Source organism: Gordonibacter sp. 28C (assembly GCF_003339845.1).
In the GTDB taxonomy this organism is placed as follows: domain Bacteria; phylum Actinomycetota; class Coriobacteriia; order Coriobacteriales; family Eggerthellaceae; genus Gordonibacter.
Genome location: NZ_PPTR01000003.1, coordinates 32,219 through 44,511, shown reverse-complemented (window position 1 = coordinate 44,511; position 12,293 = coordinate 32,219). Strand labels below are relative to the sequence as shown.

General features: G+C 68.4%; 9 protein-coding genes and 1 tRNA gene. 4 read left to right on the top strand and 6 right to left on the bottom strand.

Annotation, left to right across the window (positions count from 1 at the left end; translation table 11 throughout):
- Positions 1-56: 56 nt before the first annotated feature.
- The 4 genes from C1878_RS04465 (at position 57) to C1878_RS04450 (ending at position 4,087) form a co-directional block, all read left to right on the top strand.
- A complete protein-coding gene (locus C1878_RS04465) occupies positions 57-959 on the top strand; it encodes a DegV family protein (protein WP_114600502.1) in 903 nt (300 codons plus the stop codon).
- A gap of 48 nt (positions 960-1,007) precedes the next feature.
- Positions 1,008-1,934, top strand: coding sequence for a DegV family protein (locus C1878_RS04460; RefSeq protein WP_114600501.1), 927 nt, complete (start codon positions 1,008-1,010; stop codon positions 1,932-1,934).
- Positions 1,935-1,995: 61 nt separating this feature from the next.
- Positions 1,996-2,964, top strand: coding sequence for an NAD(P)-binding domain-containing protein (locus C1878_RS04455; protein ID WP_114600500.1), 969 nt, complete (start codon positions 1,996-1,998; stop codon positions 2,962-2,964).
- Positions 2,965-3,133: 169 nt separating this feature from the next.
- The gene (locus C1878_RS04450) at positions 3,134-4,087 is read left to right on the top strand and encodes a 4Fe-4S cluster-binding domain-containing protein (protein WP_114600499.1); all 954 of its coding nucleotides are present in this window, start codon (positions 3,134-3,136) and stop codon (positions 4,085-4,087) included.
- Positions 4,088-4,162: 75 nt separating this feature from the next.
- Here C1878_RS04450 and C1878_RS04445 read toward each other — a convergent pair whose 3' ends face one another.
- The 6 genes from C1878_RS04445 to C1878_RS04420 all read right to left on the bottom strand — a co-directional run bounded on the left by C1878_RS04445 (position 4,163) and on the right by C1878_RS04420 (position 11,607).
- Positions 4,163-5,293, bottom strand: coding sequence for a DUF362 domain-containing protein (locus tag C1878_RS04445; protein WP_114600498.1), 1,131 nt, complete (start codon positions 5,291-5,293; stop codon positions 4,163-4,165).
- 58 nt (positions 5,294-5,351) lie between these two features.
- Complete coding sequence (locus tag C1878_RS04440) at positions 5,352-7,586, bottom strand: bifunctional alpha,alpha-trehalose-phosphate synthase (UDP-forming)/trehalose-phosphatase (protein ID WP_114600497.1); 2,235 nt, start codon at positions 7,584-7,586, stop codon at positions 5,352-5,354.
- A 123-nt stretch (positions 7,587-7,709) separates the two neighbouring features.
- Positions 7,710-8,690, bottom strand: coding sequence for a TIGR03915 family putative DNA repair protein (locus tag C1878_RS04435; protein WP_114600496.1), 981 nt, complete (start codon positions 8,688-8,690; stop codon positions 7,710-7,712).
- The gene (locus C1878_RS04430; protein ID WP_114600495.1) at positions 8,687-10,156 is read right to left on the bottom strand and encodes a putative DNA modification/repair radical SAM protein; all 1,470 of its coding nucleotides are present in this window, start codon (positions 10,154-10,156) and stop codon (positions 8,687-8,689) included. The genes C1878_RS04435 and C1878_RS04430 overlap by 4 nt, the downstream gene beginning before the upstream one ends.
- A 199-nt stretch (positions 10,157-10,355) precedes the next feature.
- Positions 10,356-10,430: transfer RNA gene (locus C1878_RS04425), tRNA-Thr, on the bottom strand.
- 142 nt (positions 10,431-10,572) lie between these two features.
- Positions 10,573-11,607: a hypothetical protein gene (locus C1878_RS04420; RefSeq protein WP_114600494.1), complete on the bottom strand. Its 1,035-nt coding sequence runs from the start codon at positions 11,605-11,607 to the stop codon at positions 10,573-10,575.
- Positions 11,608-12,293: the final 686 nt, after the last annotated feature.

Genomic DNA, 12,293 nt, shown 5'->3' with positions numbered 1-12,293 from the left:
TTAGTGTGGATACGATAAGCTTGCGCTCCCTGCGCCCAAGCCCAAGGTAAGGTGCCATGATCAAGATACTCACCGATTCGGTAGCCTCCATCCCCGCCGACGTGGCGCGAGAGGCCGGCATCGACATCGTAACGCTGTACGTGAACCGCGACGGGCGGGAGCTTGCCGACGCCGACATCGACTTGGACGCGTTCTACGCGGACATCTACGACATGGTCGACGACATCCCCACGTCGAGCCAGCCCTCGCAGCTTGCGCTCGAGGCGGTGTTCGAGGAGGCGGCCCAGGCCGGCGACGAGGTGCTGGGCATCTTCATCTCCACAGGGCTCTCGGGCGCCTACGAGGGCGCGGTGCGCGCCGCCCGCGCCGTGAAGGCCCGCAACATCGGCTTCTCCTACGCGCTGGTCGATTCCAGCTCGTGCGGCTACGACGAGGCATGGCCGGTGTTCGACGCCGTCTCCGCGCGCGACGCCGGCAAGGATCTGGAAGGCTGCACGCGCGCCGCGCTCAAGGGCGTCGAGTCCACTCGCTTCCTGTTCACGCCCGAGACGCTCACGTTTTTGCAGAAGGGCGGCCGCATCGGGGGCGCCGCGGCGCTTCTGGGCAACCTCATACAGCTGTCGCCCGTGCTCACCGTGGCCGATGGGGAGGCCACCACGTTCGCGAAGGTGCGCACGCGCAAAAAGGCGCTGGAGAAGATCGTGGCGACGTTCAGGGACGACGTTGAGCAGCACGGCTTGAAGAACATGGTCGTGCACTACATAGGCGACAAGACGCCCGCCGTGCAGTGGGCTCGCGACGTGGTGGAGCCGCTGGTCGGGCGCACCGTGCAGGTGCTTCCCGTGAGCCCCGTGATCGGCCTGCACGTGGGTCCGGCCGTGGGCATCGCCTACGAGTGCGCCAGCGCCTTGGCCGGCAAGCTCACGAAGCCGGCGCGCTCGCGCCTGTGCACGTCGTGAGCGCGCCGACAGACCTGCCTCAAACCCCCGAAGGAGACTGACGACCCCATGTCCCATTCCTGCAACCTCATCATCGACTCGTGCTGCGACCTGCCGTTCGAGGTGGTGGACCGCGACGGGGTGGAGCTCATCGAGTTCCCCTACGTCATGAGCGACGGGGAGCACGCCGACGACCTCTACCGGGCGACGTCGGCCCACGACTTCTACCAGGCCATGCGAGACGGCGAGGAGCCTACGACGGCGCAGGTTCCCGTGCCGGTGTTCCGCGCGGCCTTCGAGCGCGCCGTGGAAAGCGGCGTGCCCACCGTGTACCTGAGCTTTTCCAGCGGGCTGTCGGGCAGCTTCGACGCGGCCTTGCTCGTGCGCGACCAGATCATGGCCGAGCATCCCGACGCGGAGCTGTACCTGGTGGACACGCGTTTGGCGTCGGTGGCCGAGGGGTTGCTGGTGTACGAGGCGCTGCGCCAGCGCGACAAGGGCCTTTCGGCCCGGGAGCTGGCGCAATGGGCCGAGGAGGCGCGTTTTTTCGTGGACGCCGAGTTCATGGTGGAGGATCTGGAGTCGCTGCGGCGCGGTGGCCGCATCCCCGGTTCGGTGGCGTACGCGGGCTCGAAACTGGACGTGAAGCCCATGCTCACCATCGGGCTGGACGGCAAGCTGTCGCTGGCCGGCGTGGCGCGCGGCCGCAAGAAGGGCGTGAAGCAGCTGGCCGAGTACTACCAGAAGCGCGTGGCGGAAACCCACCCCGGCCAGTGCGTGGTGGTGGCCACCGCCGACTGCCCGAAGGACGCCGAGCGCCTGAAGGAGGCGCTGGAGAAGATAGACGATTCCATCCTGTTCCTTGAGAGCAGCGTGGGCCCTGTGATAGGCTCGCACGTGGGGCCCGGCATGATAGCCCTGGTGTTCTGGGGCAACGACAAGCGCGAGGACATGTCCGTGGCCGATCGCATAGCCCGGAAGGTCAAGCAGGGATAGCGCCGCACGGCGCAGACGACGCAACGATACGATTACGAGCGCCCGGAAAGGGGCTGTGTTCATGGACAAGCGGTATGCATACATCGGAAACGACGCCGTAGGCGCGATGGTTCGGGAGCGTCTGGGCGAGGCGGGCTACACGCGCACGGACGACGTGGCGAGCGCTGCGGTCGTCGTGACGTACTGCACGTCGCAGACCGCGCTCGAGGACGCGTACTTCGACGAGGACGGCGTGGTGCAGGCGGCCCGGCCGAACACGGTGCTCGTGGACCTCTCGGCCTCCACGCCCAGCTTCGCACGCGAGCTGAACGCCGTGGCCATCGTGAGCGACCTGGCGGCCGTCGAGGCTCCGCTCGTGGTGGCCGACCCGGTCTCGCCCGACGCGCTCGGCCGCGAGAACCTCATGTGCCTCGCGGGCGGCGAGGAGGACGACGTCGCGGCGGCGCGCCCCGTGCTCGAGGCGCTCGTGGGCGCCGTGCAGGAAACGGGCGGGTCGGGCTCGGCCCAGCTGGCGCGCGCGGCCTACACGCTTCAGACCGCCGCGCAGATCATGTCGGCCATCGAGGCGGACGCGCTTTACCGCGCCATTCAGCGCTCGGGGAACGCGTTCGGCTCGTCGTTCGGTCGCGCGGGCGCCGTGACGCCCGAGGCCGAGCAGGTGCTGACGGCCGTGAACGAAGGGCGCTTCGACGGCGCGTACACGGTGGAGATGCTCATGGCGGAGCTCTCGGCCGCGCTCATGGCGGCCGACGACGTGGACCTCATCCTGCCGCAAGCCGAGGCGTGCCTGCATCTGCTGGAGCTGCTGGCCGTGATCGGCGGCGCCGACAAGGCGCCCTCCGCGCTGGCCCTGGTGTACGGCGAGGAGGCGGCCTGCGCCGAGAACGGCCTGGACTGGACGCGCGCCGAGCAGGCGTACGCCTCCCAGGAAGACGACGACGAGTACGGCTTCGACGAGGGGTTCGACGACGGCTGCGGCCACGACCACGGCGACTACCCCTCCGGATTCGGCGCGTATTCCGCCAACTAGGTTCCGCCGTTCTGGCGAACGGCGGAACGACCCGACGCTGCGGGCCGCTCTCGCGTCCAATCTCGGCGCTTTTTCGCTTGCCCTCACGTGCGAAAGCACGCTCGGCCGCGAAACGCACCGATCTTGGGCGCGAGAGCGGCCCTCGCTGATTGATTTGGACCGGTGAGACATGGAAAAACACCTGCCGACTTCTTGCGATCTGTGCCCGCGGGCGTGCGGCGCGAACCGGGCGGCGGGGGAGCGCGGCGCGTGCGGCGCGGACGACGAGCTGGTGGTGGCGCGCGCGGCGCTGCACTTCTGGGAGGAGCCTCCCATCAGCGGCGAGCGCGGCAGCGGCACCGTGTTCTTCGCGCACTGCCCGCTCAAGTGCCGCTATTGCCAGAACGACGTGATAGCCGCCGGCGAGGCGGGGCGGCCCGTGAGCGTGGAGCGGCTGGCGGAGATATGCCTGGAGCTTCAAGAGCAGGGCGCGCTCAACGTGAACTTCGTCACGCCCACGCACTACGCGCCGCAGGCGCGCGCCGCCGTGTCGATCGCGCGCGGGCGCGGCCTGGCCATTCCGACGGTGTGGAACACCTCGGGATACGAGACGGTCGCCGCCGTGCGGGCGAACGCGGGTACCGTGGACGTGTACCTCGCCGACTTCAAGTACGCCGACTCCGGGCTGGCGGCGCGCTACTCCCACGCGCCGGACTACCCGGACGCGGCGCTGGCCGCCCTCGACGAGATGGTGCGGAGCACGGGACCCGCAGCCTACGACGAGGTGGACGGCGAGCCGCGCCTCGTGCGCGGGACGGTGGTGCGCCATCTCATGCTGCCGGACGCGCTGGAGGATTCGAAGCGCGTCGTGCGGCTGGTGCACGGACGCTACGGCGCGGACGTTCGGCTGTCGCTCATGAACCAGTACACGCCCGTGCTGGCCGACGCGGCCGCTGCGGGAGACGCGCGCGCCCGGGCCGCCTTGCGCCGCTGCCCGGAGCTCGCGCGCCGCGTGCCCGACGACGACTACGAGCGCCTGCTCGACTACGCCGACGAGCTGGGCGTGGAGGATTACTTCTGGCAGGAGGGCGGTGCCGCCGAAGAGAGCTTCATCCCCGCGTTCGACGGGGAAGGGGTCTTGTAGGTTCCGACGGCCTGCCGGCCGCCGGAACCCGCCGACGCTGCGGGGAGGTTTGCTGGCCGGCTGCGTCCCGCCTCCCTAAACCGTGATCAGCTCGTATTCCCTGGTGCCCAGGCCTATCTTCTCGGCATGCTCGAGGCAGGTGCGCCATTCCGACTCGGGTGTGGAGTTCGTGAAATGGTCGTGGCGGTCGTGGAAGCCGGGGCTGGCCAGGTTGTCGGCGAGCTTGCTTCCGGGCAGGGGCGCGGCGGCCAGGCACGCGTCGACGCAGGCCTGGTCGAGGGCGAGCGGGTCGACGGAGGCGAACATGCCCAGGTTCGGCAGGATGGGCGCGTCGTTCTCGCCGTGGCAGTCGCAGTGGGGCGACACGTCCACCACCAGCGACACGTGGAACTGCGGCCTGCCGTCCACGACGGCCTTCGCGTACTCGGCCATGCGGCGGTTGAGGTCGGCGTTCGCGGCGTCCTGCGAGAAGCGGATGGCGTCGAAGTTGCAGGCTCCCAGGCAGCGCCCGCAACCCACGCAATGGGCGGCGTCCACGGTCGTCTTCCGCGCGGCCTCGTCGAACACGAGGCCGCCGTTCGCGCACTGGGGCAGGCACTTCTTGCAGCCTCGGCACTTCTCCGCGTCGATCGTGGGCTGGCCGTTGCTGTGCTGCTCGGTCTTGCCGGCGCGCGAGCCGCAGCCCATGCCGATGTTCTTGATGGCGCCGCCGAACCCGGTGAGCTCATGGCCTTTGAAGTGCGTGAGGCTCACGAACGCGTCGGCGTCCATGACGGCGCGGCCGATCTTGGCCGCCTTCACGTACTCGCCGCCGACCACCGGCACCTCCACGTCGTCGGTGCCCTTCAGGCCGTCGCCGATGAGGATGGGGCAGCCCGCGGTGAGCGGGGTGAAGCCGTTCTGCCACGCGCATTCCAGGTGCTCGAGGGCGTTCTTGCGGCTGCCGGGGTACATGGTGTTGCAGTCGGTGAGGAACGGCTTGCCTCCCAGCTCGCGCACCACGTCCACGACGGCGCGGGCATAGTTCGGGCGCAGGTAGCTGACGTTGCCCAGCTCGCCGAAGTGCAGCTTGACGGCCACGAACTTGCCGTCGAGGTCCAAGTCGGCGATGCCCGCCCGCTTGACCAGTTTCTTCAGCTTCGTGGGCAGTCCGTCGCCGAACGCCTCGGTGCGGAAGTCCGTGAAGTACACCTTTGCCGGTTCCATGATGGAAGCCTCCTCCTGTCGCCGCCGAAGCGGCGCTCTCGCCCGCGTCTTTACCTCGTTACATGATACCGCTTCGTCCTTCGAAACGGGGGGCGGAGGCTTCGGCCAGGCCGCGCAGCAGGCTGCGCATCTCGGCGGGGTTCTTCAAGGCGTAGCGCGCCTGCGTGGGCTCGTTGCGCACCTTGACGGTCCAGGCGTTTTCGGGGGCGGTGCGGAACATGTCCTCGTCGGTGACGTCGTCGCCGGCCACCAGCATGAAGTCGTAGCTCGGGTCGCGGAACCAGTGGTGCGCGGCGCTGCCCTTGTCCACGTGGACGGGCTTCACTTCGAGCACGCGATTGCCCTCCATGAGCATGAGCCCCATGTCGGCCGCCACGCCCGACAGCGCGCTTTTGATCTCGATCACGCGGCGCTCGGCCAGCTCGTTGGAGCATGCGCGGTAGTGCCACGCCATCGAGTAGTCCTTCTCTTCCAAGATGGACCCCGGCGTGCGGTCCACGAAGTCGAGCAGCGTCTGGCGGATACGGTCCTTCCATGCGCCGTCCAAGGGCTCGCGCAGAAGCCATTGCCGCTGCGAGACGCTGTAGCGCCACAGGCCGTGCTCGGCCACCAGCCCCACCGGAAGGTCGCCGAACCACTCCATCAGCGTTTCCTTGTCGCGCCCGGATACGATGGCCAGCGTGGTGGCGGGATCGGCCGCTATGCGCGCGATCAGGGCCTTGAGCCCGTCGTCGGGCGCTGCGTCGGACGGCTCGTCGACGAACGGAACGAGCGTGCCGTCGTAGTCGAGCAGCACGAGCCGCTTGGACGCCTGCGCGAACGCCTCCTGCAGCCTCCTGCTGGACGTAGGCCCCAGCAGATGCGCGTTCAACCGCGCCTGGTGACGCAGCACGCCGTCCAGGGCGGCCAGGAACTCCTCCGCCCATTTGCCGGCCGTGTAGCGGGCCAGGCGCTTCTGCATGGCGCTCACGCGGCAGCGCTGCTCGTCGGGCGGCATCTCCAGCGCCCGGAGCATGGCCTCCACCATGGCGTCGCGGTCGAAGGGGTTCACCACGAGGGCCTCGTGCAGCTCGTAGGTCGCGCCGGCCATCTCGGACAGCACGAGCGCGCCGCCCCCGTCGCCACGGCATGCCAGGTACTCCTTGCACACCAGGTTCATGCCGTCGCGCAGCGGCGTGACCAGCATGACGTCGCTCGTGGCGTACAGGGCCGTCAGCAGATCGAAGGGAACCGAGCGGTAGTAGTACTCGACGGGCGTCCAGTCGGAGGTGGCGTAGCGCCCGTTGATGCTGCCCACCAGCTCGTCCACCTCGCGCTTGAGCGACTGGTACGACGCCACCCCCTCGCGCGAGGGCACCGCCACCAGCTTGAGCACCACGTTCTCGCGCCACGAGGGGTGGCGCTGCAAAAACGCGTCGAACGCGCGCAAGCGCTCGGGGATGCCCTTCGTGTAGTCCAAGCGCTCCACCGACAGCATCGTCTTCGAGCCCGGCCGTTCCCTGTCGGCGCGGATGCGCTCGATCTGGCATGCCGCCTTCGGCTCGAGCGCCGCGTTGTGGAAACGGTCGTAGTCGATGCCCAAGGGAAACGCGTCGGCCTGCGTCGAGCGCCCTTCGAACAAGAAGTGCCCCAGATGGTTGTCGTAGCCCAGAAGCCGTCGGCAGCTGGACAGGAAGTGCCGCACGTAATCGTAGGTGTGGAACCCTATGAGGTCGGCCGACAGCGTGCCCAGCAGAAGCTCTTGGCGCCAGGGCAGCATGCGGAACGTCTCGTAGTCGGGAAAGGGTATGTGCAGGAAGAACCCGATGGCCGTCTGAGGGCTCGCCTTGCGGATAAGGCTGGGCAGCAGCATGAGGTGGTAATCGTGCACCCACACCGTGTCGCCCGGCCTCGCAACCGAGAGCACGGCCTCGCAGAAGCGCTCGTTCACGCGGCGATAGGCCTCCCAATCGGCTTCTTCGAAGCTCGTGTACTGGGGAAACCCATGGAACAGCGGCCACAATGTGGAGTTCGAGAAGCCGTCGTAGTATCCATGCGCGTCCTCTTCGCACACATGCACGGGCACGCAGTCGTGCGCGACGAGCTGCGCGTCGAACTCGGCGCGCTCCCGCGCGCTCAGTTCCTGGCCGCCCTCGTCGGCCCAGCCGACCCACACGTTGCCGTGGCGCTCGTGCAAGGGGCCCATGCCCGACACGAGGCCCCCGGAGCTGTGCTCGAGCTTGCGTTCGCCGTCCTCGCCGCGTCCAAGGCGGTAAGGAAGGCGGTTCGATACGATGATGAGCCGGTCGCCCATAGCCGACCACCTGCCTTCCCGTAACCGATTGTAGCGAAATCGCGCCCTTGTGGATAGGATTTTACCTCGCCGTTACCTGCTCGATGGAAACGCTCGGTGGCGGCTCGGCACCGAGCCTGCGGCTCATCCGCGCCAGAGGCGTTCGACGGGCGCGCCCTCCCGGCGGGCGAGCTCGGCGCCGGGCGGGTCCTCGTGCATCTCCAGGATGTTCTTCCACAGGCGCTTGGGCATGAACTGGCGGCGCAGCTCGGGGTTGTAGCGCGCCTCCACGGCGACGGTGCGGTAGAAGCGCTTCCAGGCCGCCTGCATGAGCCGCTCGTCGGCGGCGCGGTCGGGCACGTTCAGCTCGTCGGTGCGCACGAGGTACCAGTCGCGCCCCTCGTAGACGCCTGCCAGACGGTGAACCTCGTCGTAGATGATGAACGGCTGCGTGTTGAAGCGCCCGGCGAACCAGTCCATGAGCAGCGGCACCACGGAGGCCGCGGGGTTGCATCGCGCGAGCCACACGTCGTTCTCCAAATGCTCGAAGCGCAGGAACTGCACCATGCGGTGGCGCTCGTTGCCCACGGCGCGCACCAGGCGGTGCAGGGGCTCGACGGCGGGGTGGGCGAGGTCGTTGAGCACGCTTCCGCGCGCCTTGCCCGAGCATCCGACGGCGTCGGTGGGACGGCTCGACCCCGTGGGCCCGCTGCACGAGTCGCGTTTGCGGCACCCGGAGCAGTCGTGCGGGCGGTTGGCCGCCATGGCGTAGCGCACGAAGCGGTAGACGACGGTGCCGGCGCCCGGGTCGTCGGAGAGCGAGGCGCGCATGACGGCGTCGTAGGCCGCCGCCCCGCAGGCGCGCTTGATGCCGCGCTGCACGCGCACGGCGCGTTCCACGTCCGTCTCCACGTAGCGCACCGTCTGCCCCAGGCGCGGCTGGAGGACGGTCTCGGGCGCGACGTCCTGCGGGTCCTCGCGGCGGGCGTACGCCTCGAACACGGCCGAGAGCAGGCCCTCCAGCGACCCGTCGTAGGCGTACGCCACGTCGGAAAGCGGCTCCTCGGGCGCGACGCCGCTCTGGAGATCGGCCGTACGGGGGCAACCTGCGCCGGGGGCCGTCACGCGCGAACCGCCTCGGGCTGCTCGAGGGCGCGCTGCCAGCCGAACGCGCCGTCGGCGCCTCCGACGCCGAGCTGCGGGCGCGCGCGATCCGCGTCGAGCCGTGGCCGTCCGCCCTCTGACGCTCCGCCTGCGATGCGGGCCTTCTCGGGCGTTTCCACGCTTTCGAACAGGCTCATCTGGCCGGGGCAGGTTTTGTCCGCCCGGCGTCCGTGGTTGCCTCCCTTGGTCGGCGCGGCCAAATGCGCGCGCAGGCCCTCGCGCGAGAAGTCCACGCCTTGGCCGGCGTAGCCGCCGTTGCACGTGATGAAGAACCGCGCCCGTTTGTAGGCGATGCCGAGCTTTCGCAGCTCGCGTTCGCCGAGCGCGGTGGTGCGACGCGCCCTCACGATGGATTGGGCCCCCTTCACGCCGATGCCCGGCACGCGCAGCAGCGCCTCGAGCGGCGCCTTGTTCACCTCGACGGGGAAGAAGTCCAAATGGTTGAGGGCCCAGTTCGCCTTCGGATCGACCTCGGGGTCGAGGAAGGGGTGCTCCTCGTCTATGATCTCGGTGACGTCGAAGCGGTAGAAGCGCAAAAGCCAATCGGCTTGGTAGAGCCGGTGCTCGCGGTTGAGCTGCACGGCATCGGTGCCGGGCAGGCGTGCGTCGTCGTTCACGGGGGTGTAGGCGCTGAAGAACACGCGCTTGAGCGACAGCGTGCGGTAGAGTGCCGCCGACAGGTTGAGTATCTGGAAGTCGCTTTCGGGCGACGCCCCCACGATCATCTGCGTGGACTGGCCGGCGGGCACGAAGGCGCGCTCCTTCTTCTTCGGCCGCACCTGCTTCATGTACGTGGTCTGCTTGCGCACGAGCGCGCGCGTGTCCTTGTCCACGGCGATGTTGTCGCGTATCTGGCGCATGGGGGCGATGATCTGCTGCTTGTCCTTCTCGGGCGCTAGCAGCGCCAGGCTCTTCTGCGAGGGCAGCTCCATGTTCACGCTCATGCGGTCGGCCAGGTGCCCAAGCTCGTCCACGAGCTCGGGGGAGGTGCCGGGCACGGCCTTGGCGTGGATGTAGCCGCGGAAGCCGTGCTCGTAGCGCAAAAGCGACAGCGTTTGCACCATGAGCTCGGTGGTGTAGTCGGGGTTCTTGATGACGCCCGAGCTGAGGAACAGCCCCTCGATGTAGTTGCGGCGGTAGAACGCGATGGTGAGGTCGGCCAGCTCGCGGGGCGTGAAGGCCGCGCGCTTCACCTCGTTGGAGCAGCGGTTGACGCAGTAGGCGCAATCGTAGACGCACACGTTGGTCATGAGCACCTTCAACAGCGTGATGCAGCGTCCGTCGGCCGCGAAGCTGTGGCAGCAGCCCGCCGCCATCGTGTTGCCCAGCATCCCCTTCTGCGCGTCGCGGTCGATGCCCGACGACGTGCAGGCCACGTCGTATTTCGCGGCATCGGCAAGCACTTCCAGTTTGTCGATCAGTTCCATACGTACGCCCGTTCGCCAGATCAAATGTTCGCAAGAATATCTGTTCGCCTATAATAGGCAAACGGGCGTTCGTTGTCAATCAACAGAAAGAGGCGGCGGGCGATCGGCCGGGCCTCGAAACCTTGAGGGCAAGCTGAAGGCATCCTGGGGCCAGCAAGAAGGAAGGCCGGGCACGCATAGTGCCCGGCCTGCGGTTTCGTGGAGCCAGTGACAGGACTCGAACCTGCAACCCACAGTTTACAAAACTGTTGCGCTACCATTGCGCCACACTGGCGCGATTCCAATCGCGTCTGCGTATTGTACGTCATCGGCCTCGATTAGGGAAGTCCGATGCGGATCGACCGGCTTGCGTCAAGGCGCGATGCCCTGCGCACCGACCGAACGGACCGCCAGCGAGCGGCGGGACGGCGAAGGCGTCATCCCTCGCGCAGAACGGCGCGCCTGAACGCGGCCGCGTCGTCGGGCGACACGCAAACCGCGCGCACGGGGCGGGGCATGCCCAGGAGGCCGCGCGCCTGCACGGGCTCGGAAAGAACGATCCAGCACGGCGCCGCTCCCATGGCCGCCATGTTGACGCGCTCTCGCTTCGGCAGGGCGGGTTCGCCGGCCTCCACGCTCTCCACCAAGTCGAGCGGAACGCCCAGACGGAAGTGCGACCCCCATTTCACCTGCAGCGCGCCGTCGCCCACGAGCAGCGGGTTGAGCGCGACGGCGCGCGCGTCGCCGACGATCCACACCAGCGTGTACGCGGTGAGCGCCGTGAGCGCGATCGCCGCCGCCTCGCTCCATTGGGCCACGAGCAGGTGCACGGCGACCGCCTCGAAAGGCAGCAGCGCCGCGATCACGCCGACGAGGGCCAGATACCCGCTCTTCCGATGGTAGGAGAACGCCCGATATCCGGCGGGGACGATCGGCGGGCGCCTCCACGAGAGCAGCGCGTAGTACCAAACGGAAAGCTCCGTCGCGCACGCGTGGGCGCCCTCGTGGCGCACGAGTTCGAAGAAGGGGCGCTCGAACCACTCGAGCGGCTCGTCGGACGCTAGGCGCGCCGCTCGGAAGCTGCGCGCGAGCCGCCGCCCCTCGTGGATGCCGATCGACAGGTCCACGGCTACGGCCAGCGCGGCGAGCGGCACGTGCAGCGAGAACTGCCCTACGGGCGCGAGCTGCGCCGAAACGAGGCCGCCCAGCCCGATGACGGGCAGCACGATCAGCGGCGAAAGCCCGTTTCTGCGCACGACCAACAGGTAGAACGCAAGCGGCACGAACACCATGAGGTCGAACGGGACGGCGACCCCCGCCGCGAAGGCGCGCCCCGCCTCCGGCACGGCGGCCATGCAGGCAAGGTCGATGCCGTACAGCGCCAGGCAGACGGCGAGCGGCGGCAGCAGCCGTCGCGCGTCGATGGCGCGACGGGGCGCGGCGCTGTCGGACGGGGCGGGAAAGCGGCGCATGGCACTCCTTGCGTTGGCGGCGATCGTTCTCCTGCCCTCATGATACCAGATGCCTGTTTCCCCGGATCGCCGGGCAACCGCCGCTTGGCGGACGGCGCGGCAGCGTGGCATCGTGCCTCTCCCGCTGCGCTGCTCCTGCGTGTCGCGCCTCTCGAAGGGATGCTTCCGATGCTCGCCGATTCCGCGCACCGACGCGCCAGCTGGCGTAGTGGTGCACGGCGACACCGTTCCTGTCGGCGAAACGCTTGCAGAGTCCCGAAAATCACCGCTGTGAAGCAGCCAGGGGCGTCGAAGGCGCTTCTCGGGAGTGCTTTTCGCGCTCCTTTCCTGTTTGTCGGAGTCATCCTGTCCTGCGAACTGGCCTTTTGCCGCGAGGCTTGGCGAGAAGCCGTGCAATGGGAGTAGGGCTCGCTTCACAGCGGTGATTTTCGTGACTTTTGGGGCCTGCGTGATGCATCGACCTGTTTTCGGCGTACGACAACTCGACGGCGTGCGGCAACTCGACGGCGCGCAACGCCTCGACGGCGCCCGCCCGATCGATTCGGCGCGTCATCGACGCGTGCATGAAAAAATCTGCGAAGGGGCCTTCCTAAAAAAAGTCAACCGTATAGGATGGGTTGCGGGAGCGGTTGACCGCTCAGTCAATACTCGGCGCAGCCGGCGCGCACGGGTTGTAAGACGGATAA

What these genes read in the sequence shown, in the direction of transcription:
- C1878_RS04445 (WP_114600498.1), bottom strand. Translation starts at nt 5,293, where the DNA reads ATGGAACCGGCAAAGGTGTACTTCACGGACTTCCGCACCGAGGCGTTC.
- C1878_RS04420 (WP_114600494.1), bottom strand. Translation starts at nt 11,607, where the DNA reads ATGCGCCGCTTTCCCGCCCCGTCCGACAGCGCCGCGCCCCGTCGCGCC.
- C1878_RS04460 (WP_114600501.1), top strand. Translation starts at nt 1,008, where the DNA reads ATGTCCCATTCCTGCAACCTCATCATCGACTCGTGCTGCGACCTGCCG.
- C1878_RS04440 (WP_114600497.1), bottom strand. Translation starts at nt 7,586, where the DNA reads ATGGGCGACCGGCTCATCATCGTATCGAACCGCCTTCCTTACCGCCTT.
- C1878_RS04465 (WP_114600502.1), top strand. Translation starts at nt 57, where the DNA reads ATGATCAAGATACTCACCGATTCGGTAGCCTCCATCCCCGCCGACGTG.
- C1878_RS04450 (WP_114600499.1), top strand. Translation starts at nt 3,134, where the DNA reads ATGGAAAAACACCTGCCGACTTCTTGCGATCTGTGCCCGCGGGCGTGC.
- C1878_RS04430 (WP_114600495.1), bottom strand. Translation starts at nt 10,156, where the DNA reads ATGGAACTGATCGACAAACTGGAAGTGCTTGCCGATGCCGCGAAATAC.
- C1878_RS04455 (WP_114600500.1), top strand. Translation starts at nt 1,996, where the DNA reads ATGGACAAGCGGTATGCATACATCGGAAACGACGCCGTAGGCGCGATG.